Below are 19,897 nucleotides of genomic sequence, written 5' to 3'. Positions count from 1 at the left end.
AGGGCGACGCGAACGCCGCCCTTTCATAGTTGGCCTTGAAACGGCTTAGGCCGCTTCAGCCTTCTTCTCAGCCTGGCCTTCGATCAGCGGCTGGCCGGCGCCGATTTCGATACGGCGGGGCTTCAGCGCCTCGGGCAGTTCGCGCTTCAGCGAGATCGACAGCAGACCGTTGACCAGATTGGCGTCGTTGACGACGACATAGTCGGCCAGCTGGAAGCGGCGCTCGAAATCGCGCTCGGCCAGGCCGCGATGCAGATAGGTCTTCTGCGTCGCCGTATCGTCGTTGGCGGTCTTGCGGCCGGTCACGGTGAGCAGGTTTTCCTTCACCTCGATGTTCAGCTCGTCGGGGCTGAAGCCGGCGACGGCGATCTCGATGCGATAGGCGTTCTCGCCCGTGGTCTCGATGTTGTAGGGGGGATAACCCGTGTCCTGGCTGGTCGCGCGCGAGGCGTTTTCCAGCAGATTGGCCAGACGGTCGAAGCCGACGGCCGAACGGTACAGCGGGGTGAAATCATAGGTACGCATCAGCATCCTCCTGAGGATCAGCAAGGTTGAGCCGCCCGGCGTTTTGGCCCGGACGGTAGGAGATCAGATCGACGACCCGAAACCGGCGCCGTCAGTCTGGAGAACCCGAAATCGGCGTCCTCGGAAGCAAAGATGGGAACCGGTAAAATGGCGTCAAGGGCGCCGCCCGCACGATTTTGCTTGCGTCAAATCCGCCTGTGTCTCGCGAAGTTCATTTGCGTGGGCGGTCCGCCTGCCTATGGAGAACGACCTGAACCTGGAGCCCTCGATCATGCGCCTTGCCGTCTACGGCCTCGCCGCCGTCCTGCTGTCCGCCGCCCCCGCCCTGGCCCAACAGTCGCCCCAGACCCAGGGCGCGTGGACGCCGCCGCGTTCGGCCCTGTCCAGCGCCATGCCGACCTTCTCCGACGATACGGCCTTGCAGACCGCCATCGCCGCCGAGACCCGCCCCGCCGCCGACCGGGCGCGCGACGTCTATCGTCATCCGTATGAATCCCTGACCTTCTGGGGCCTGACGCCGGGCATGACGGTGGTGGAGATCGAGCCGGGCGGCGCCAGCTGGTGGCGGCACATCCTTGAACCCTATGCGGCGGCGACCGGCGGGCGTTATGTGCCGGTCAATCGCCCGCTGGAAAGCATGGGCGTGGCGGACGGAACCGCCGACTTCATTCTGGTGGCCCGCGCCTTCCACAACTGGTCACGCGACGGCCGGACCCAGCCGTATCTGCAGGCCTTCTTCAAGGCCTTGAAGCCCGGCGGCGTGCTGGCTGTCGAACAGCACCGCAGCGCGGAGGGTCTGAATGTCGCTGACGTCGCCTCCACCGGCTATGTGCCCGAAAGCTACGTGATCCATGAGGCGCGCAACGCCGGCTTCGTGCTGGAGGCGCGCAGCGAGTTGAACGCCAATCCCAAGGACGACCACAATCACCCGTTCGGCGTCTGGACCTTGCCGCCGATCCGCCAGTCGGCCGCGCGGAACGATCCATCCGGCCGCACCTTGACGCCCGAGGAACGCGCCGCCTTCGACGCCATCGGCGAGAGCGACCGGATGACCCTGCGTTTCCGCAAGCCCGAATAGGCTGTCTTGCGTTTTGACCGGACCTGCGAACCCGATTAAGCCCAAGGCGTCAGGGTGCGTCGGACGCGGGTCCCGGCGTCCTGCGGAGGTTTTGAATGGCTGATCGTCTGGCGAGCGCGAGCGGATTGTCGCGTCGGTTTCTGCTGAGCGGCGCTGCGGCGCTGGGGCTGACCGGCGTGGCGGCTTGCGGGCGCAAGGACGAGGCCGCAAAGGCGCCCGCCGCGCCGCCTACGCCGGCCGGGCCGCCGGAGGGCTCGCTGGAATGGGCGGTCGAGGGATCGTGGCGTTCGGCCCAGGACAAGGCGCGCGACGCCTTCCGCCATCCGATGGAGACGCTGCGGTTCTTCGGTCTTCAACCCAAGATGACGGTGGTGGAATTCTGGCCCGGCAGCGGCTGGTACACCGAAATCCTCGCGCCCTATCTGGCCAAGGGGGCGGGCACCTATGTCGCCGCCCTGTTCCCCGAAGGACCGACCGCCGATCCGGCGCAGGCCGTGCTGAACACCGCCTTCCGCACGCGGTTCTCCAGCGACAAGAAGCTTTATGGCGAGCCGCAGTTTTCGGTCTTCGGCGCGGGGTCCGGCCCGGTGACCGCAGCGGGTACGGCCGAGATGTGCCTGTTCATGCGAACCCTGCATGGCTGGATGGCGGCGGGCATTGCGGAAAAGGCCTTCGCCGACGCCTTCGCCGCCCTGCGCCCCGGCGGTATCCTGGGCATCGAACAGCACCGGCTAGCCCCTGCGCAGGATCAGGACCCGGTCGCGGCCAACGGCTATGTGCAGGAAGCCTTTGTGCGCCAGTTGGCGGCCGAGGCGGGCTTCGTCTTCGTCGAGGCGTCCGAGATCAATGCCAATCCGGAAGACACCAAGGACCATCCTTTCGGCGTCGACACCCTGGCGCCCACGCGCCTGACGGCGCCGCGCGGCGAACCGGCGGACCCCGCCTTCGACCGCTCCAAATATGACGCGATCGGCGAGAGCGATCGCATGACCTTGAAGTTCAGGAAGCCCGAGTGAACCGCGCCCAAGCCTTCGCCGCCAACGCCCCGTTGATGGGGGTCCCCGGCGCCGCCCCGCCGCCCGGCGGAAAGGGCGACTGGTTTCGCGGCGCGGGCGGAATGCGCCTGCGCGCCGGGCTGTGGAAGCCGTCTCATCTCGCAGCGGACAAGGTGCGCGGCACCGTGGTGCTCAGCCCCGGCCGCACCGAGCCGATCGAAAAATACTATGAGGTGATCGGCAACTTCCTGGCGCGCGGCTGGTGCGTGCTGACCCACGACTGGCGCGGCCAAGGGCTGTCGGCCCGCCTGCTGCCCGACCGGCTGAAGGGTCACGCCCGTGCGGTCGAGGAGTTTCTGGATGACTACAATCGCCTACTGAACGCCTATGAAGACCAGTGCCCCAAGCCGTGGATCATGGTCGGCCATTCGATGGGCGCGTGCCTGAACCTGTTGTCGCTGGAGAGCGGCGAGGACCGGTTCGCCGGCGCGGTCCTGTCCAGCCCCATGCTGCGCATCAAGACCGGCAAACGGTCGATGTGGTCGGTCAAGCTGGTGGTGCGCTGGAACATTCGCCACGGCCAGGCCGGCGACTATATCCTGGGCGACCCCGACGATCCCTTCGACCACAACTTCGCCGAAGACGCCCTGACCTCGGACGAGGCCCGCTATGAGATGTGGCGTCAGCAGCTTTACGCCTGCCCGCACCTGGCCATCGGCGGTCCCACCTACGGCTGGCTGGCCTTTGCGCTGGACGCCGGCGAGCGCGCGCTGAAGCCCAAGGCCCTGAAGGCGGTCAAGGCGCCGGTCGTGATCGTCCAGGCCAGCGCCGACGACGTGGTGTGGAAACAGACCAATCAATGGGCCGCCAAACGCATCCCGCGCGGCCGCTACGTCGAGGTCGCCGGCGCCAAGCACGAGGTCATCATGGAGGCCGACGACCTGCGCGCGGTCTTCCTGAACGAGTTCGACGCCATGGCCGATTTGGTCGCGCCTACGGCCGACGCGGCCGCCGATCCTTCGGCGAGGACTGCGGACGTGACGGCGGTTTGATCGTTTAGGCGGCGGTTTCGGCACGCCAGCGTCGGTCGATCGTTTGGGTGACGCCGCATAGCTGCAGGAAGGCGACGGCGACGCCGGGGCCGGTCTCGGCCTTGATCAGCAGCGGCAGGACGATCCATTCGCGCGGGAAGCGCATGACCATCACATCGTCGCTGGCGCGCAGGTGCGGGCAGTATTTCATCGAGCGGTCGCCGCAGCGACGGTGCAGGGGCGCGATTGAGCCGGCGTCGATCATCACGCGGTCGTCGGCGATGTCCGCGCGAACCTGACCGCCGCGCGCCCTGAGCTGACCGGCGCAACGTCGCGCGGCGATCTGGGTCCAGCGATCGCCCTCCTGGGTCGGCTCGCCGCACATCGGGCACAGCATGCGCGCGACGGTGAGGCGCTGTCGGACCAGATGGTTCTTCGAATATTGCGGCTTGCCCGCGCCGGGCGCACTGGCCTGCATCAGGGCGAGACGGCCGCCGACGGTTCGGCATGGAGCGGCGCCCGTAATCTCTTCGCCGCTCCAACTCGTGACCCAGGGCACGTCGACGCCGACAACCAGTTTGGACTGCCCAGTCATCGAAATCCGTCCCCTCAACCGTTCGCACCCTGACGCCGTCTCTCGACCTGCGTCAATATGCGCCAGGTGAGAGCTTCATGCGGCCGCGCGTTTCAGCGTCACCAGGGCCTGGTCGATCAGACGCGCGTCGCCGACGGCGAGGACCTGACCCCTGTCGTCCGGCGCTGCGCCGCGCCAGTTCACGACCTTGCCGCCCGCCGCCTCGATGACGGGTACGAGGGCCGACCAGTCCCAGGGCTTCAGGCTGGTCTCGGCGACCAGATCCATCTTGCCCGCCGCCACCATGGCGTAGGCGTAGGCGTCGCAGCCCAGGCGCGCCAGGCGGGCGGTCGCGCGCACCTGGGTCCAGGCGCCCAGTTCGGCGCCGTTGAAGATGTCGGGGTCCGTGGTCGAAATCACGGCGTCGGTCAGCGTCTCACAGGACCGCACGGCCAGCGGCGTCTCGGTATCGCCGCGCAACAGGCGCGCGCCGGACGGGCCGCCGATGAAGATTTCATCCAGATAGGGCTGGGCGATGACGCCGACCGTGGGCTTTCCGTTGGTGCGCAGGGCGATCAGCGTCGTCCACAGCGGCAGGCCCGAGATAAAGGCGCGGGTGCCGTCGATGGGATCCAGCACCCAGACGTGCTCGGCGTCCGGCCGATCCTCGCCATACTCCTCGCCGATGACGCCGTGGTCGGGATAGCGGGCGGCGATCAGGCGGCGGATGGCGGCCTCGGCCTGTTTGTCGGCTTCTGTGACGGGATCGAAGCCGGCCGCGCCGCCCTTGTCCTCATGCCCGATATCCGAGCGGAAGAAGGGCAGGGTCACACGCGCGGCTTCACGCGCCAGTTCGATGGCGAAGGCTTCATATTCGGTCATGGGGCTCCCTTACCGCGCTTTCCCCGGCATGGGCGCCCCTTGAGACGTGCAGATCAGGGAGAGGCGCCGATCAGGCGGCGGCCGCGTCGCCCGCATGCAGGGACTTGGCCAGATCCAGCAAACGCCGGCGGGGCCGTTCGTCCAGCTGATAATAGGCCTGGATCAGATCCAGCGTTTCCTTGCGCGAAAAGACTTCGCCGCCCTTGGGCGGCGGGGCGTCGGCGTCCATCGCCTCGGCCAGACCATCATAAAAATAGGCGACGGGGGTTTCGAGCGCCTCGGCCAACTGCCACAGGCGCGCGGCGGAGATGCGGTTGGCGCCGCATTCGTACTTCTGGATCTGCTGAAAGCGGATGCCGACCTGAACGGCCAGCTGCTGCTGGGTCAGGCCCAGCAGGCGACGACGGCGGCGCAGGCGGCGGCCCAGATGAAGGTCGATGTCGTCGGCCATGACGGTGATCCTCGTCTCAACGTCTGTCCCGATGCGGGACGACACGCGTCGATCACGGCAATCGCCATGCCGGATCGCGCCTGAAGCGAATTCGGCCTTATTGCGGCGAGGTTGGAACGAGGACGCAACCGTATGGCCCGAGCCGCATTTACTGCAACAGCTTGGCTTTTAAAGGAAGGAACCACAGCATGGGTCTCGGAATCATTGGTTGGCTCGTCATCGGCATCGTCGCCGGCTGGCTGGCTGAAAAGGTCATGGGTCGTAATCACGGCCTGCTGACGAATCTGATCGTCGGCGTCATCGGCGCCCTGCTCGGCGGCTTCATCTCGAACAACGTCTTTGGCACGCCGGTTGGCGGCTTCAACTTCGTCACCCTGATCGTGGCGTTCCTGGGCGCCTGCCTGCTGCTGTTCCTTCTGGGACTGGTCAAGCGTCGCGCTTGATCCGACAGTTGGTCGATAAGGAAAGGGCGGCTCTCATGAGCCGCCCTTTTTGCTGCGCCATTGTCGGCGCCGGGTTGCAGACAGACGAAAGGGCGGCCGGGAAATCCGACCGCCCTTGGTCATTCAGCCTTGGAAGACTGTCTTATTGCGGCTCGGTCGGAGCCGGCGTGGCGCTGTCCGGAGCCGGGGTCGCCGGCTCGGTGGTCGCCGGACTGGTCGGTTCAGCAGCAGGCTCCGAGGTCGGAGCGGGCGCGGCGGCCGGATCAGCGGCGGGGGCCGCCGGAGCGCCGGCGATCGGAGCGGCGGCGTCAAACTCGGCCTTGGTGTAGGCCACCACGACGCCGGTTCCTTCCTGACGGATGCCGCTCAGCGGCACGGCGCGAAGTTGGCCGTCGGCGCCGCGAACGGTGAGCTCCTGCTTGCCTTCGGCGTTGTTCTGAACGCCTTCCAGCTTGCCCAGCTCGCCGTCAGGACCGGAAACGCTCGATCCGGGGTTCAGCGACAGCGATTGCTGCGAGGACGCGGCGGCGGCAGGCGCGGCGGCGGGAGCGGGCGTGGTTTCTTGCGCCAGAGCCGGCGCGACGGTCATGAAGGCGGCTGCAGCGCCAGCCAGAAGAGCGGTCTTGATATTCATGGGTCATCCCCAGTTGCACGGGCCCGACGCCCGCACCCCTATATACTCGCTCTGTTACGGATTGTTTCGTGTGCCCCGAAATGACCTTGGCAGCGCCCCGGATGGACGATTCTTGGTCTATGTTCGGGCGATCCGCGATTCGAGAGGCCACGTTTGTCCAGCCGCCCCCGGCACACATCCGGTCTGATCCGCCGACTGGCGGGTCTGGCCTTCGAACTGACGCCCCAGATCTTTGCGGTGGTGGCCTTTGGCGCAGGCGCGCTGATGCTGGCCTCTGCGGTGACGCCCGAGTTCGACAGTCGGCTGCGTCAGCTGACAGGCGTCGTGTCTCCCATCCTGATCGACCTGTCGCACTTTGTTGGCAGCATCGCCGGTTTCCTTCTTCTGCTGTTATCGGCGGGTCTATGGCGGCGTCGACGCGGCGCCTATTGGGCCGCCCTGCTCGTCCTGGCGGCCGGGGCGGTGTTCTCGGTGCTGAAGGGTCTGGACTGGCAGCAGGCGACGGATCTGCTGGTCGTCGCCGCGCTGCTGGCGCCGTGCCGTACGGCCTTCAACCGGCGCTCGCGGCTCAGCGAACCGCTGCGGCCCAGCTGGCTGTTGCTGCTGACGGCGGTGGTGGCGGCCATGCTGTGGCTGGGCTTCTTCGCCTATCGCGACGTAGCCTATAATGACGAGCTTTGGTGGCGCTTCCTGAGTGATCGCCAGGCGTCCGGCTTCCTGCGGGCCGGGCTGGTTCTGGCGATCCTGACGCTGGTCGTGGCCGGCCGCTCGCTACTGAGCTCGCCGGGCGCCCACAGTCACGGACCGGCCAGCAAGGCCGACATCGATCGCGCGCTCCAGGCGCTGCAGACGGCCGATACGGCCACGCCCGAGGCGTGGCTGGCCATGCTGGGCGACAAGGCGCTGATGTTCAGCCCGTCGGGTTCCAGCTTCCTGGCCTATCGCGTGCGGGGACGGCGCTGGATCGCCATGGGCGAACCGGCCGGGCTCAAGAGCGAACGGCTGGAGTTGCTGTGGTCCTTTGCCGAGATGGCCGACAGTTATGGTGGGGCGGCGGTCTTCTATTCTGTCAGCGAAGAGGTGCTGGGCGATCTGGCGACCATGGGACTGGCGGTGCGCAAGGTCGGCGAGACGGCCGTGATCGACGCCCACCGCTTCTCCATCGAGGGCAAGGGCAAGCAGAACCTTCGCACGGCCATCAATCGCGCCGAGCGTGAAGGCTCTTCGTTTGAGGTTCTTCCGCCCGGTTCGGCCGCAGAGATCGCGCACGAGCTGCACGAGATTTCGGACGCCTGGCTGGCCATGCACGAGGGCTCGGAGAAATCCTTCTCCTTGGGGCGCTTCGACGTCGACTATCTGGACCTGACGCCGTTGGCGGTGGTCAGGGAGGGCGGCCGCATCGTCGCCTTCGCCAATCTGCTGACCTCGCCCGACGAAGCGGCGGTGGATCTGATGCGCCATCGGCCGGACGCGCCGCATGGGGTGATGGACTATCTGTTCATTCGCTGCGCACAGTGGGCCAAGGCGGAAGGCTTGGCCAGCTTCGACCTGGGCATGGCGCCGCTTGCCGGGCTGGAGGATCGTCGCATCGCGCCGGTCTTCGCCCGCGTCGGCGCCCTGGTGTTCGAAGAGGGCGGGGCGCTCTACGGCTTCCAGGGTCTGCGCAGCTACAAGGCCAAGTTCGGCCCGGACTGGCGTTCGCGTTTCATCGCCGCGCCGGTTTCGACGCCCCTGCCGCTGGCCCTGCTGGATGTCGCTTTGCTGACCAGCGGCGGCTGGTTGGGGATGCTAGGGCTGAAGAAGGCTTAGGTCAGCAGCGCCTTCAGCACGCCATCCAGCACAGGTCGGCCGCGCTCGGTGGCGATCAGTCGCTCGGCCTTCAGCATCAGGAATCCGTCGGCGATCAGGTCCGCGACCGGCGCGCCTTCAGGCGACAGGCCGAGCGCCGACAATAGGGCGACAGGCGCGCCTTCGGTAGTGCGCAAGGCCAGCAGCAGCCGTTCCTCGGCGGCGTCGGCCGGCGTCTGGGCGTCGCGCTCGGACCAGGGCGTGCGGCCCGAAACGCCCGCCACATAATCGTCGATGCGGCGGTGGGCGACGGTCGCGGTCCTGACCCCGTCCAGCGTTAGCCGGCCATGGGCGCCGGGGCCAAGGCCGAGAAAATCGCCGCCGCGCCAGATATGCAGATTGTGCGACGACCGGGCGGCGGGACCGCGCGCATGGTTGGACACCTCATAGGCGTCGAAGCCAGCGGCGGAGAGGACGTCCTGGGTGGTTTCGTAGAGGGAGGCGGCCCGGTCCTCGTCCGGCGGGGTCAGGGTTCCGCGCACGAAGGCCCGGCCAAAGGCGGTCGTCGGCTCTATGGTCAGCTGATAGGGCGAGACGTGTTCGAACCCGAGCGCCAGCGCCGCCGTCAATTCGGCGGCCCAATCTTCAGGCGTCTGGTCCGGGCGGGCGTAGATCAGGTCGATGGACAGACGGTCGAAGGCGCGGCGGGCCAGATCGACCGCGCGCAGGGCCTCGGCCGCCGAATGGTCGCGGCCCAGAAAACGCAGGGCGGCGTCGTCCAGCGCCTGGACGCCCATCGACAGGCGGTTGATCCCGGCGTCGGCCAGGGCGGCGAAACGGCCGGCCTCGGCGTCCGTGGGATTGGCCTCCAGCGTGATCTCGATGTCGCCAGCGGGCGGGAACAGGTCGCGGGCCGCCGCCACGATGCGCGCGACGGCGTCGGGCGCCATCAGCGACGGCGTGCCGCCGCCGAAGAAGATCGAGGCCAGCCGGCGCGGGCCTGTCAGATCTCTCTGGGCGCGCAGATCGGCCAGGATCGCCTCGACCAGCGCGGCCTGTTCCTCGGTGCGCCCGCGATCGCGCACGACGTTGAAGTCGCAGTAGGGGCAGATGCGCGCGCAATAGGGCCAGTGGACGTAGAGGCCGACGTCCGATCCCGGATCAAGCGGATCAGTCAATCAGGGCGGCTCTCAGCTTGGCGAAGGCGACGGTGCGGTGGCTGATGGCGTCCTTGGCCGCCGGCTCCATCTCCCCGAAGGTTTGATCGCCGCCATTAGGAATGAACAGCGGGTCGTAGCCGAACCCGCGATCGCCGCGTGGCGGGAAGGTCAGCTGGCCGTGAACCTCGCCCTGGACCACCACACAGGGGCCGTCCGGCCAGGCGACCGCCAGGGCCGAGGTGAACCAGGCGGCGCGGTCCGTCGCGCCGATCTCTTCCAGCCGCTCCTCGACCTTTTTCATGGCGACGGCGAAATCCTTGCCCGGCCCGGCCCAGCGCGCAGAGAAGATGCCCGGCGCGCCATCCAGCGCCGCGACCGACAGGCCGGAATCATCGGCCAGCGAAACCTCGCCCGACAGTTCCGCCGCGTGGCGCGCTTTCAGCATGGCGTTGCCGGTGAAGGTGCTCTCCGTTTCGTCGGGTTCGAGCAGGTTCAGCTGGCCGGCGGTGACGAGTTCGTAATTTCCGCCCAGCAGCGCCGAGATTTCGGGAACCTTACCGGCGTTGTGCGTCGCCACGACGATCCGCATCCCCTTGATAAGCTTGAGATTCATCGTCGATCACGCTCCTGAAACAGTCTATTGCCAAAGTTTAATATCGTTAAACGATATGTAACGTGCCTTTTTCGCCTGCACGGCCTATCTATTGATCGTCAGGAACGAGGTCGCGGCGTTCACGACTTCCGGAAAACCGGGAACGATCATGCGGCTAACAAATCCAAACGGCGATAATCGCCCAAACATGAAAGACGGAGAACCACAATGCATACGATGAACACCTCGATGTGGCTCGACAAGGTCGGCGCTGCTTTTGTCAGCACCGTTCTGATCGCCGCCCTGCCCACCGCCCTGGTCGTCACCCTGTTCCAAGCCCTTTGATCTCTTTCTTTTCGATCACTGGAGCTTTGACGACCTGCATGAAGACCGCGATGTATAGCGCCGCGCGCGGGTTCGCCGGACCCCGCGTGGCCATCGCCCCGCCTTCCCCGGCTTGAGATCAAAAAGACCATGCGCCTGCCCCTGCCGCCAAATCCGCTGAAGCGAGGCGAGGCAAGCGTTCCGAACTGGCTGGGCGCGCCGATCAAAGCGCTCGGCCCGGGTTCGGTGTCCAGCGTGTTGAAGGTGGTTCTGGACGTCGCCTACATCCTTCTCTGGCTGATCACCGGCGTGCTGCTGCTGCTGGTCATCGCCGCGATCTTCATTCCCCTGGACAATGTGAACATCACCGTCAGCGGGGATTCCGGCGGCAAGCAACTGCCGCTGACGCGCACCCTGCTGCTGTTCGGCCTGGGCGCCGCGACGGCCTATTTCGGCGGTTTCATGCTAATCCTGCGCAGCCTGCGCCGCATCATCCGCACCCTGACCATGGGCGACCCGTTCCAGCCCGATAACGTGCGCCGTCTGCGCCAGATCGGCCTGACCCTGGCGGTCGTGACCGGCGGCGTCTGGGTGGCCCAAGGCTTCGTCGCCAAGCGGCTGGCGCCCGGCGTCATGGATCCGCAGGGCTTTGGCGAACTGCTGACCCCCATCTTTTCCGTGCTTATCGTCTTCGTGCTGGCGGAGGTGTTCCGCGAGGGCGCGCGCCTGCGTCGCGAATCCGAACTGACGATCTGAGCCGTTTAGAAGTAGGATTTGCGCATGGCCATCCGCGTCCAGCTCGACCGCGTCCTCGTGGAACGCCGCATGTCGTTGACCGAACTCGCCGACCGGGTCGGGGTGACGGTGGCGAACCTGTCGATCCTGAAGACCGGCAAGGCGCGCGCGGTGCGGTTCTCGACCCTGGACGCCCTGTGCCGCGAACTGGACTGCCAGCCCGGTGACTTGCTGGCGCACGAGCCTGGTCCCGGCGACACGATCGAGGACGACGGCGAGGCATGAGGCGAAAGGGCTCGAGCCGTGATGAGAACGGACTGACGACCGAAGACCGTCGCATCTGGACCCGTGTGGCCGGATCGGTCGTGACGCCGAGGACGCGCAAGGCTGCCCGCGTCACGCCCGGCGCCGAAACGCCGCCCGAGATCGTGGTGACGCCGATCGAGCGCCCGCGCCCTCTGGTCAAGGCGTCTCCCAAACGCACCGATGTCGCGCAGCCCGCGGAAAAGCGACCTCCGCCGAACAAACCCAAGCCCGCGCCCGAGGATTTGGAGCCGCGCCGCAAGCAGCGGCTGTCGCGCGAACGCGACCCCATCGAGGCGCGCATCGACCTGCATGGCTTTGGCCGGTTCGAGGCCGAGGATCAGCTTCGAGGCTTCCTGACATCCTGCCAGGCGCGCGGCATGCGGGCCGTGCTGGTCATCACCGGCCAGGGCCGGATGGGCGACGGGGTGATCCGTTCGGCCTTTGCGGAATGGATGCATTCGCCCGCACTGCGCGGCGTGGTGTCAGGCTTCACCATCGCCCACCAGAAGCACGGCGGAAACGGCGCCTTCTACGTCACCCTGAAACGCCGGACCTGACGCTCACGAAAAAGGCCGGGCCCGCGCTGGCGGCCCCGGCCTTTCGATAAGCGGCTTTGCTCTGGCTTATTTGGCGGCGATGGCGCCGGCCAGGATCACGTCGATCTGCTTGCCCATATGGTCCGACAGGGCCTGCGCGTCCCATTCGTCATAGGCGGCGCGGCGATAGTTCGACAGATAGGCGTCCCAGATTAGCTCGACCAGCAGACGGCTGTCGGCGTCCTTGGACAGTTCGCCCTTGGCCACCGCATCCTGAAGGATGTTGCTGATGGCGAGCAGCAGGTTCTTGGTCGCGGCGCGGGCGCGCATTTCGGCGGCTAGGGGTTGGAACCACGAGCGGGCCACGATGGCCTGGAACAGGGGCAGTTGGTCCAGCGACGAGTGATAGCCGGCGCTCAGCGCGCTGACGAGGCGCTGGCGGACGGGCTCGCCTTCCGGAGCCGCCGCTTCGACCACCTCGGCCAGACGCGTCATGTCTTCGGTGAGGACGGCTTCGAACAGTTCGGCCTTGTCCTGGAAGTTGGCGAAGACGGCGCCGGTGGACATGCCCGCGCCCTTGGCGATGTCGCGGATCGTGGCGGGCTCATAGCCGCGCTCGGCGAAGAGCGAGCGGGCGGCGTCCAGAACCTTTTGCCGCGTGCGGATCTTGGCGGCCTGGCGGCGGTTCAAGCGGGGCTCGACAGCGAGGGAGGCGACGGTATCTGTCATATAATCAGGCTTTTACTCTACTTTCGGTCTCTGGTCGGGGCGAGCCCGGCAGCGACCTCGAATGAATATCTGAGCCCCTGGATCGAACCGAAAGGGCGCTTCTGCTCCGCAGATGCAGTCATGGAGAGCGGCGCTTGCATCACGGAACCATGACGAAAATGGGTCCGGCGACGGTCTGTAAGGGGCTTCCCTTACTCCGACGCGGGATCGACGCGCGTCGGGCGCAGCGTGCGGCGCAGCGCCCGGCTGGGGCGATTGCGACGCTCGATCGGGATGGCCGACTGGAAGGCCTTGCGAAACTGATCGCGACGTTCGTGGACCGAGGCGAGCACAAGGCCCATGGGCACGCCCAGATCGACCAGGGTGTTTTCGGCCAGCTGCAGACTGGCCTCGGTCGTCTCTGGCACGGCGTCGGTGACGCCCAGTCCATAAAGCCGAATGGCGTGCTGATCGTCACGGGCGCGGGCGATCAGGATCAGGTCGTCGCGCATCGACCGCGCCGTAGTGACCACCTCGTCCACTTTCGTCGGCGCGTCCATGGTGACGATCAGGGCGCGGGTGGATTGAACACCACAGTGCTGGAGCATCTCGCGCCGCCCTGCATCACCATAGAAGACATCGAATCCGTCACGACGGCCCGCAGCGACGGCGCCCGCATCGGTATCCAGGGCGATGAAGGGCTGATCGTGCGCCTTCAGCATTTCCCCGATCAAACGGCCGACGCGCCCGAAGCCGACGATGATGACCGCGCCGTCGGCCGCCTCCAGCTTTGGAAGCTCGACGGGTTGGCCTGCGGCTGCCGACTTGCGCGCCAGCTTCTGGCCCAGCAGGGCGAGCAGGGGGATCGAAAAGATGCTGACGGTCGCCGACAGGGCCACGGTGTTGGTCAACTGCGGCGGTGCGAGGCCCTCGACCAGGCCGGTGGCGAAGACCACGAAGGCGAACTCGCCCGCCGGCGCCAGAACGAGCGCCGTCTCCAGCGCCGGGCGGGCGCCCAGGCCCCAGAAACGCGCCAGGCCGAAGATGACGCCGGTCTTCACGATCGTCAGGGCCAGGGCCAGGCCGAAGACGCCGACCGGATCGGCGGCGATGGCGTCCAGGTCCAGGCCCAGGCCGACGCCGACGAAGAAGACGCCCAGCAAAAGCCCCTTGAACGGCTCGATAGAAACTTCAACCTCGCGCCGGAACTCGGTCTCGGCCAGCAGCACGCCGGCCAGAAGGGCGCCGATACTCATCGACAGGCCGCTGGCTTGGGCGGCGAGACCGGCCCCGACCACCACCAGCAGGGAGGCGGCGACAAACAGTTCGCCGCCCTGGTCGGCCTTGCGCGCCTTGGCCACCGATCGGAACATCGGCCGCAGCACCACCCGCCCGAGCAGCACCATCAGACCCAGGCCGATGGCGGCCGGAACCAGGGTGAACAGGGCGCGTCCCAGCACGGCGGGATCCAGCGCGCCGCCCTGCTGGGCCAGGGCCGCCAGGACGGTGACGGTGATCAGGATCGGGGCGACCGACAAATCCTGGGCCAGCAGGATGGCGAAGGTGGAACGGCCGACCGTCCCCTTCAGCCGCCCGCGCTCGGCCAGCACGGGCATGACCACGGCCGTCGAGGATAAGGCGAGGCCCATGCCCAACACGACGGCGCTGGCCAAGGTCTGTCCCATCAGCATGAAGCCGCCCGCCAGCACGGCGGTGCAGACGACGACCTGCATCAGCCCCAGGCCGAACACGAGCCGACGCATGGCGCGCAGCCGCTCCCACGACAGCTCCAGACCGATCATGAACAACAGGAAGGCGACGCCCAGTTCCGACAGCTGCGCCAACTGGCCCGGATCGCCGATGGTCAGCCAAGACAGCCAGGGCAGGCTTTGCGCGAACCGACCCAGGCCGTCCGGCCCCAGCAAAACGCCCGCAGCGAGGAAGCCCAGGACGGGGCTGACCTTGAGCCGATTGACCAGGGGCACGATGACGCCGGCGGCCGCCAGAAAGACCACCAGATCCTTATAGTCGCCGCCCTGACTGTGCATCCGCCCTCCTCGCGTCGGCGTATCTGACCCTGATCCCGGCGCTGTGGCGAGAGGCCGCATCGGAATCATGAACTTTTTTTAAGGCGACACCCCCCCTCGCCGGACTAGGGTCTGCGCCGAACCATCCAAATGCCGGGTGGGAACAGGGACATAGTGATGAAACGTCTGCTTATCGGGGCCGCCGTCGGCGCCCTTCTTCTGCCCGCCAGCACGGTTCTGGCTCAGGATATCGGTCACGACCACGCCTGCATCGACGACGCCTGCACCATCGTTTCGCTGTTCTCGGGCGAAGAGACGGCAGCCGGCTGGCAGGGCACCGAGGCGCCTCGCTACGGGACCTGGGGCTTCGACATGGCCGGCCGTGACACCTCGGTGAAGCCGGGCGATGACTTCTTCCAGTACGCCAACGGCAAGGCGCTGGAAAAGCTGGTCATTCCGTCGGACCGCACCAGCTATGGCTCGTTCGCCTTGCTGCGCGAACTGTCGGACAACCGCATGAAGGAACTGGTGCTGGGCCTGGCCAACCGCACCGACCTGGCGCCCGGATCGGATGAGGCCAAGGTCGCTGACGCCTATCGGTCCTACATCGACGAGGCGCGCATCGAGCAGTTGGACGCCCAGCCGCTGCAGCCCTATCTGGCCGCGATCCGCGCCGCCGACAGCCACGACAAGATGGCCGTCTATATGGGCCAGACGGCCGGCCGCTTCGGCTCGTCCTTCTTCGGCACCGGCATCACGATCGATTCCAAGCAACCGACCCGCTACGTCGTTTCGACGGGCCAGTCGGGCATCGGCCTGCCGAACCGCGACTATTATCTGGACGCCCGTTTCGCCGACAAGAAAGAGAAGTATCAGGCCTATGTCGGCCGGATGCTGGAGATGATCGGCTGGACCAACCCGACCGAGACCGCCGCTCAGATCGTCGCGCTGGAAACCAAGATCGCCGAGGCCCACTGGACCCCGGTGGAGAACCGCAACCGCGACCGGACCTACAACGAGTTCACCATCGCCAAACTGGCCGAGGACGCGCCGGGCTTCGCCTGGCAGGCCTATTACGATGCGGCCAAGCTGGGCGGCGTGCCGCGCCTGATCGTGCGTCAGGATACGGCCATGCCCAAGATCGCGGCCATCTACGCCGAGACGCCGGTCGAACTGCTGCAGGCCTGGCAAGCCTTCCACACCGCCGACGACATGGCGCCGCTGATGTCCAAGCGCTTCGCCGACGCTCAGTGGGAGTTCCGTTCGCGCGATCTGTCGGGTCAGCCTGAGCAGCGCACCCGCGAAAAGCGCGCCATCTCCTTCGCCGAAGGGTCGCTGGGCGAGGCTACGGGCCGGCTCTACGTCGCCCAGTATTTCCCGGCCGAATCCAAGGCCAAGATGGAAGAGCTGGTCGCCAATCTGCGCACCGCCCTGTCGCACCGGATCGACAACCTGACCTGGATGGGGACCGAGACCAAGGCGGCGGCGCAGGAGAAGCTGCGCAAGTTCACCGTCAAGATCGGCTATCCCGACAAGTGGCGCGACTACTCCGGTCTGGACATCCGCGCGAACGACCTGGTCGGCAACGCCGAGCGCCGCGGCCTGTTCGAATGGAACTATGATCTGGCCCGTCTGAACGAGCCGGTCGACAAGTCGGAATGGGGCATGACCCCGCAGACCGTCAACGCCTACTACAACTCGGCCAACAACGAGATCGTCTTCCCGGCCGCGATCCTGCAACCGCCCTTCTTCGATCCGAATGGCGATGCGGCGGTCAACTATGGCGGCATCGGCGGCGTGATCGGGCACGAGATCGGCCACGGCTTCGACGATCAGGGCTCCAAGTCCGACGGCGACGGCGTGCTGCGCAACTGGTGGACGCCGGAAGACAAGGCCAACTTCGAGGCCCTGACGGCGCGTCTGGGCGCGCAATATGCGACCTACGAGCCGATCGCCGGCTATCACATCAACCCTGGCCTGACGATGGGCGAGAACATCGGTGACGCGTCTGGCGTGGCCGTCGGTCTTGAGGCCTATCACCTGTCGCTGAACGGTCAGCCGGCGCCGGTTCTGGACGGCGCGACCGGTGACCAGCGCTTCTTCTACGGCTGGGCCCAGGTCTGGCAGTCGAAGTATCGCGACGAGGCGCTGAAGCAGCAGGTCGCCACCGACCCGCACTCGGCCGCACAGTTCCGCGTCATCGGCCCGCTGCGCAACGTCGACGCCTGGTACGACGCCTTCGACGTCCAACCGGGCACGAAATACTATCTGACGCCCGAGGAGCGCGTCCGTCTCTGGTAAGGCGACGCTTGTTCGAGAATCGAAAGGCCGGGGTTAGCCCCGGCCTTTTTCCATATCGAGACCGGGCTGCTCGATCTCGACGCCGTACCAAGAATTTGTCGAGATTTCAGAGGAGTTTGTCTGGGCTTCAGACGCGAAAAAGCCCGCTGCGGGGGATACATCGCAGCGGGCTTTCGCGCTCTTTAAAGAGCGGACGTTTCCTCCCCGAAACGCCTTCGAGTGCTGCGCGCTTGAGCAACGCTTGCCCTCGAGTGAGGTCATTTGACGCAAGGGCCGGTCGGTCGTCAACGGCCGGTTTGGCGAGAGTCGAACTTTCTTCGACTTATCACTGATAACCCATCTCAGGGGTCTGTCATTATCGAAGCTTATTCGATAATGGACCTTATGGCGGCGATCAGGCCCTCACGGGGGACTTTCATCTGGCCGGGGCGTTCCGCCTTCCAGGCGTCGTTGTCCGTGATGGCGGCGGCGGCGGCGCGGCCGGCGTCCAGATCCTTGATCGTGACCTCGCCGGCGGCGATTTCATCGCCGCCCAGGATGACGACAGCCGGGGCGCCGCGCCGGTCTGCGTATTTCATCTGCGCCTTCATGCCGGCGCGACCCAGATAGAGCTCGGCGGCGATCCCGGCGGCGCGTAGTTCGGCGACGGCGGTCAGATAATGGGCCATGTCGTCCTCGGAGAAGACGATGACGACAACGGGGCCGCGCACGGCGTCCTCGCCGTCCCGTCCCGCCGCGCGCAAGGCCGAGGCCAGACGCGAGACGCCGAAGGAGAAGCCGGTCGCCGGCGTGCTCTGGCCGGTGAAGCGGGCGACCAGATCGTCATAACGGCCGCCGCCGCCGATGGAGCCGAAGCGGACCGGGCGGCCCTTGTCGTCAACCGTGTCGAGCAGCAGCTCGGCTTCGAACACGGCGCCGGTGTAATATTCCAGGCCGCGCACGATGGTCGGATCGAATTTCACGGCGTCCTGACCGACCGACATGGCCGCCAGCGCGTGGTCGATGGCGGCCAGCTCGTTCAGCGCCGCCTCGCCCGCCGCGCCGAGGTCGCCGGAGCGCGCGACGGCGTCCAGGGTCTGCGCCCGCGTCAGGCCAGGCGTGTTCGCGGAGGCCAGGAACGCCTCGATGGCGGCCGTGACCTTGGCGGGCAGCTGGGCCCCCTTGGTGTAGTCGCCCGAGTCGTCCAGACGACCTTCGCCCAGCAGTTGGACCACGCCCTCCCAGCCCAGGCGATCGAACTTGTCGATGGCGCGAAGCGCCGTCAGCCGCTGACCGGCCTCGGTCACGCCGCCGGCGTCGAACAGGCCGTCGAACAGCTTGCGGTTCGAAACGCGGATCTGGGCCTGGCCGGCGTCCAGACCGGCCGCGCGCAGGCCTTCGCAACCCATGGCGATGATTTCGGCGTCGGCCTCGGGCCGGTCCGAGCCGACGGTGTCGGCGTCGCATTGCCAAAACTCGCGGAAGCGACCGGGGCCGGGCTTCTCGTTGCGCCAGACGGGACCATAGGCATAGCGCCGGAACGGTTTGGGCAGGGTCTCCCAGGTCTGGGCGGCGAATCGGGCTAGGGGCGCGGTGTGATCGTAGCGTAGCGCCATCCAGTCGCCCGGCTCGTCCGATCCGGCGTCGTCCTGCAGTGCGAAGACGCCCTCGTTCGGCCTATCGGCGTCGGGCAGGAACTTGCCCAGCGCATCGGCATATTCGAAGGCCGGCGTCTCGAGCGATTCGAAGCCCCAGCGCTCGTACACCTCGGACACGCGCGCGACGATGCGCCGTTCGGCGGTCAGGTCGCGGCCGCGCTTGTCGGCGAAGCCGCGCGGGTTGCGGGCGAGGGGGCGGGGAGGCGCGGCATCGGTCATGGCGCGCGCTTAAGCCAAGGGGCCTTTGATCGCAAATTGTCCTATCACCTCGGTGCCGGCGTCGTGTCCTCCGGCGTCGCACAATGATTTGTTCCTAAAGGCGAAATCTCGGCTTCGAAGGAACCGCCGGGACAATGTTTCGTTAGTGGCGCATGACGCCCCACGCCCTTCTCGTTCCGCGCACCTGCAACACCTCCGATCGGCGCACGATCCGGTGGTGGGAGTGCGAGCTGATCGACGACGCGGGGTCGCGGCGTATGCAGAACCAGGCCTTCTTCTCGATCCGCGAAGCCCGGTCCTGGGCGTCGGCCCAGGGCTATCCCATCAGCGACGACGCCGCCGCCGCGGCCGAGCTGTGATGTCCGAGGCGGCCCCGAGCGGCATTCTGACCGCCGAAGCATTCGATACGCCACGCATTCTGCTCGCCGGCGCGGTCGATTACGCTATGTACGACCGCTTTCGCCAGCAGATGGCGGAGGCGCCCGACACCGGGCTGACCGTCATCGAACTGTCCACCCTGGGCGGTGATCCGGAGGTGGCGCGCATGATGGGCGAGGACGTGCGCTTTCAAAGCGACATCAATCCGTCCCGCCGATTAGTGTTTCTGGGCAAGGCGGCGATCTATTCCGCCGGCGCCACCTTCATGAGCTTTTTTGCGGTGGAGAACCGCTATCTGACGCGCGGCGCCCGGGTGATGATCCATGAGCGCAAGATGGATAAGCAACTGCATGTCTCGGGGCCGCTGACGACCTGCATCGCCTCGGTTCGCGCCATGCTGAACGAGCTGGAACACTCCATCGCCATCCAGAACGAGGGTTTCGAAAACCTGGTGCGCGGATCGTCGGTCACGATGGAGGAGGTGCTGAAACGCGCGCCCGCTAACTGGTACGTCGAGGCCCAGGAGGCCAAGGCGCTGGGCCTGATCGCCGAAGTGATCTGACCCGTCGGCCA

21 protein-coding genes are annotated in these 19,897 nt (G+C 66.8%); 11 read left to right on the top strand and 10 right to left on the bottom strand.

Annotated elements, in window-relative coordinates; translation table 11 throughout:
* Positions 1-45 precede the first annotated feature (45 nt).
* Positions 46-525 carry an Hsp20 family protein gene (locus tag ABIC32_RS09090; RefSeq protein WP_026108379.1) on the bottom strand — a complete coding sequence of 160 codons (480 nt, stop codon included), beginning with the start codon at positions 523-525 and terminating at the stop codon, positions 46-48.
* Positions 526-796: 271 nt separating this feature from the next.
* Between ABIC32_RS09090 and ABIC32_RS09085 the strand changes: the two genes are divergently transcribed.
* From ABIC32_RS09085 to ABIC32_RS09075, 3 genes are all read left to right on the top strand, one after another.
* On the top strand, positions 797-1,603 hold the full coding sequence (locus ABIC32_RS09085; RefSeq protein WP_354073944.1) for a class I SAM-dependent methyltransferase: 807 nt from the start codon (positions 797-799) through the stop codon (positions 1,601-1,603).
* A gap of 95 nt (positions 1,604-1,698) precedes the next feature.
* The gene (locus ABIC32_RS09080) at positions 1,699-2,619 is read left to right on the top strand and encodes a class I SAM-dependent methyltransferase (protein ID WP_091750894.1); all 921 of its coding nucleotides are present in this window, start codon (positions 1,699-1,701) and stop codon (positions 2,617-2,619) included.
* A complete protein-coding gene (locus ABIC32_RS09075; RefSeq protein ID WP_354073943.1) occupies positions 2,616-3,650 on the top strand; it encodes an alpha/beta fold hydrolase in 1,035 nt (344 codons plus the stop codon). Before ABIC32_RS09080 ends, ABIC32_RS09075 begins: the two co-directional genes overlap by 4 nt.
* Positions 3,651-3,654: 4 nt before the next feature.
* Here ABIC32_RS09075 and ABIC32_RS09070 read toward each other — a convergent pair whose 3' ends face one another.
* The 3 genes from ABIC32_RS09070 to ABIC32_RS09060 form a co-directional block, all read right to left on the bottom strand.
* A complete protein-coding gene (locus ABIC32_RS09070; protein ID WP_354073942.1) occupies positions 3,655-4,224 on the bottom strand; it encodes a hypothetical protein in 570 nt (189 codons plus the stop codon).
* A gap of 75 nt (positions 4,225-4,299) precedes the next feature.
* A complete protein-coding gene (hisN, locus tag ABIC32_RS09065) occupies positions 4,300-5,085 on the bottom strand; it encodes a histidinol-phosphatase (RefSeq protein ID WP_354073941.1) in 786 nt (261 codons plus the stop codon).
* 70 nt (positions 5,086-5,155) lie between these two features.
* A complete protein-coding gene (locus ABIC32_RS09060) occupies positions 5,156-5,536 on the bottom strand; it encodes a helix-turn-helix domain-containing protein (RefSeq protein ID WP_295184789.1) in 381 nt (126 codons plus the stop codon).
* Between the two features lie 188 nt (positions 5,537-5,724).
* Here ABIC32_RS09060 and ABIC32_RS09055 point away from each other — a divergent pair, with 188 nt between their 5' ends.
* The gene (locus tag ABIC32_RS09055; protein WP_039243891.1) at positions 5,725-5,979 is read left to right on the top strand and encodes a GlsB/YeaQ/YmgE family stress response membrane protein; all 255 of its coding nucleotides are present in this window, start codon (positions 5,725-5,727) and stop codon (positions 5,977-5,979) included.
* Positions 5,980-6,121: 142 nt separating this feature from the next.
* Here the strand turns inward: ABIC32_RS09055 and ABIC32_RS09050 are convergent, their stop codons facing one another.
* Entirely contained in the window at positions 6,122-6,613 is a 492-nt protein-coding gene (locus ABIC32_RS09050) for a hypothetical protein (protein WP_354073940.1), read from the bottom strand.
* 153 nt (positions 6,614-6,766) lie between these two features.
* Between ABIC32_RS09050 and ABIC32_RS09045 the strand changes: the two genes are divergently transcribed.
* Entirely contained in the window at positions 6,767-8,422 is a 1,656-nt protein-coding gene (locus tag ABIC32_RS09045; protein ID WP_354073939.1) for a GNAT family N-acetyltransferase, read from the top strand.
* Here the strand turns inward: ABIC32_RS09045 and hemW are convergent.
* A complete protein-coding gene (gene hemW, locus ABIC32_RS09040; protein ID WP_354073938.1) occupies positions 8,419-9,579 on the bottom strand; it encodes a radical SAM family heme chaperone HemW in 1,161 nt (386 codons plus the stop codon). The two genes, ABIC32_RS09045 and hemW, sit on opposite strands and share 4 nt — an antisense overlap.
* A complete protein-coding gene (gene rdgB / locus ABIC32_RS09035) occupies positions 9,572-10,174 on the bottom strand; it encodes an RdgB/HAM1 family non-canonical purine NTP pyrophosphatase (protein ID WP_354073937.1) in 603 nt (200 codons plus the stop codon). The genes hemW and rdgB overlap by 8 nt, the downstream gene beginning before the upstream one ends.
* A 453-nt stretch (positions 10,175-10,627) precedes the next feature.
* Here rdgB and ABIC32_RS09030 point away from each other — a divergent pair, with 453 nt between their 5' ends.
* Genes ABIC32_RS09030 through ABIC32_RS09020 form a run of 3 tightly spaced genes read left to right on the top strand, consistent with a single transcriptional unit; the run spans position 10,628 to position 12,075 of the window.
* Entirely contained in the window at positions 10,628-11,233 is a 606-nt protein-coding gene (locus ABIC32_RS09030) for a DUF2975 domain-containing protein (protein ID WP_055807460.1), read from the top strand.
* 24 nt (positions 11,234-11,257) lie between these two features.
* Positions 11,258-11,497 carry a helix-turn-helix domain-containing protein gene (locus ABIC32_RS09025; RefSeq protein ID WP_017504942.1) on the top strand — a complete coding sequence of 80 codons (240 nt, stop codon included), beginning with the start codon at positions 11,258-11,260 and terminating at the stop codon, positions 11,495-11,497.
* The gene (locus ABIC32_RS09020; protein WP_354073936.1) at positions 11,494-12,075 is read left to right on the top strand and encodes a Smr/MutS family protein; all 582 of its coding nucleotides are present in this window, start codon (positions 11,494-11,496) and stop codon (positions 12,073-12,075) included. The genes ABIC32_RS09025 and ABIC32_RS09020 overlap by 4 nt, the downstream gene beginning before the upstream one ends.
* A gap of 66 nt (positions 12,076-12,141) precedes the next feature.
* On the opposite strand, the gene ABIC32_RS09015 is transcribed toward ABIC32_RS09020, so the two are convergent.
* Positions 12,142-12,783 carry a TetR/AcrR family transcriptional regulator gene (locus ABIC32_RS09015; RefSeq protein WP_039243898.1) on the bottom strand — a complete coding sequence of 214 codons (642 nt, stop codon included), beginning with the start codon at positions 12,781-12,783 and terminating at the stop codon, positions 12,142-12,144.
* Positions 12,784-12,974: 191 nt separating this feature from the next.
* Positions 12,975-14,810 (bottom strand): cation:proton antiporter domain-containing protein, encoded by a 1,836-nt coding sequence (locus ABIC32_RS09010; protein WP_354073935.1) that lies wholly within the window; start codon positions 14,808-14,810, stop codon positions 12,975-12,977.
* A 156-nt stretch (positions 14,811-14,966) separates the two neighbouring features.
* On the opposite strand from ABIC32_RS09010, the gene ABIC32_RS09005 reads away from it, so the two are divergent.
* Positions 14,967-17,090 carry a M13 family metallopeptidase gene (locus ABIC32_RS09005; RefSeq protein WP_153922824.1) on the top strand — a complete coding sequence of 708 codons (2,124 nt, stop codon included), beginning with the start codon at positions 14,967-14,969 and terminating at the stop codon, positions 17,088-17,090.
* 365 nt (positions 17,091-17,455) lie between these two features.
* Here the strand turns inward: ABIC32_RS09005 and hisS are convergent, their stop codons facing one another.
* Entirely contained in the window at positions 17,456-18,946 is a 1,491-nt protein-coding gene (hisS, locus tag ABIC32_RS09000) for a histidine--tRNA ligase (RefSeq protein WP_354073934.1), read from the bottom strand.
* A 152-nt stretch (positions 18,947-19,098) separates the two neighbouring features.
* Between hisS and ABIC32_RS08995 the strand changes: the two genes are divergently transcribed.
* Together ABIC32_RS08995 and ABIC32_RS08990 are read left to right on the top strand one after the other, a co-directional pair.
* Entirely contained in the window at positions 19,099-19,305 is a 207-nt protein-coding gene (locus tag ABIC32_RS08995) for a hypothetical protein (protein ID WP_295184806.1), read from the top strand.
* Entirely contained in the window at positions 19,305-19,886 is a 582-nt protein-coding gene (locus tag ABIC32_RS08990; protein ID WP_354073933.1) for a ClpP family protease, read from the top strand. Before ABIC32_RS08995 ends, ABIC32_RS08990 begins: the two co-directional genes overlap by 1 nt.
* Positions 19,887-19,897 lie beyond the last annotated feature (11 nt).

Origin of the sequence: Brevundimonas sp. 1080 (assembly GCF_040545985.1) — a bacterium.
In the GTDB taxonomy this organism is placed as follows: domain Bacteria; phylum Pseudomonadota; class Alphaproteobacteria; order Caulobacterales; family Caulobacteraceae; genus Brevundimonas.
Note: the sequence above shows the minus strand (reverse complement) of the source record. Positions and strands in the feature narration are given on the sequence as shown.

Coding starts and splice junctions, on each gene's coding strand:
- ABIC32_RS09025 (WP_017504942.1), top strand. CDS start 11,258: ATGGCCATCCGCGTCCAGCTCGACCGCGTCCTCGTGGAACGCCGCATG.
- rdgB (WP_354073937.1), bottom strand. CDS start 10,174: ATGAATCTCAAGCTTATCAAGGGGATGCGGATCGTCGTGGCGACGCAC.
- ABIC32_RS09005 (WP_153922824.1), top strand. CDS start 14,967: ATGAAACGTCTGCTTATCGGGGCCGCCGTCGGCGCCCTTCTTCTGCCC.
- hisN (WP_354073941.1), bottom strand. CDS start 5,085: ATGACCGAATATGAAGCCTTCGCCATCGAACTGGCGCGTGAAGCCGCG.
- ABIC32_RS08990 (WP_354073933.1), top strand. CDS start 19,305: ATGTCCGAGGCGGCCCCGAGCGGCATTCTGACCGCCGAAGCATTCGAT.
- ABIC32_RS08995 (WP_295184806.1), top strand. CDS start 19,099: ATGACGCCCCACGCCCTTCTCGTTCCGCGCACCTGCAACACCTCCGAT.
- ABIC32_RS09070 (WP_354073942.1), bottom strand. CDS start 4,224: ATGACTGGGCAGTCCAAACTGGTTGTCGGCGTCGACGTGCCCTGGGTC.
- ABIC32_RS09055 (WP_039243891.1), top strand. CDS start 5,725: ATGGGTCTCGGAATCATTGGTTGGCTCGTCATCGGCATCGTCGCCGGC.
- ABIC32_RS09020 (WP_354073936.1), top strand. CDS start 11,494: ATGAGGCGAAAGGGCTCGAGCCGTGATGAGAACGGACTGACGACCGAA.
- hisS (WP_354073934.1), bottom strand. CDS start 18,946: ATGACCGATGCCGCGCCTCCCCGCCCCCTCGCCCGCAACCCGCGCGGC.
- ABIC32_RS09080 (WP_091750894.1), top strand. CDS start 1,699: ATGGCTGATCGTCTGGCGAGCGCGAGCGGATTGTCGCGTCGGTTTCTG.
- ABIC32_RS09015 (WP_039243898.1), bottom strand. CDS start 12,783: ATGACAGATACCGTCGCCTCCCTCGCTGTCGAGCCCCGCTTGAACCGC.
- ABIC32_RS09030 (WP_055807460.1), top strand. CDS start 10,628: ATGCGCCTGCCCCTGCCGCCAAATCCGCTGAAGCGAGGCGAGGCAAGC.
- ABIC32_RS09085 (WP_354073944.1), top strand. CDS start 797: ATGCGCCTTGCCGTCTACGGCCTCGCCGCCGTCCTGCTGTCCGCCGCC.
- ABIC32_RS09050 (WP_354073940.1), bottom strand. CDS start 6,613: ATGAATATCAAGACCGCTCTTCTGGCTGGCGCTGCAGCCGCCTTCATG.
- ABIC32_RS09010 (WP_354073935.1), bottom strand. CDS start 14,810: ATGCACAGTCAGGGCGGCGACTATAAGGATCTGGTGGTCTTTCTGGCG.
- ABIC32_RS09060 (WP_295184789.1), bottom strand. CDS start 5,536: ATGGCCGACGACATCGACCTTCATCTGGGCCGCCGCCTGCGCCGCCGT.
- ABIC32_RS09090 (WP_026108379.1), bottom strand. CDS start 525: ATGCGTACCTATGATTTCACCCCGCTGTACCGTTCGGCCGTCGGCTTC.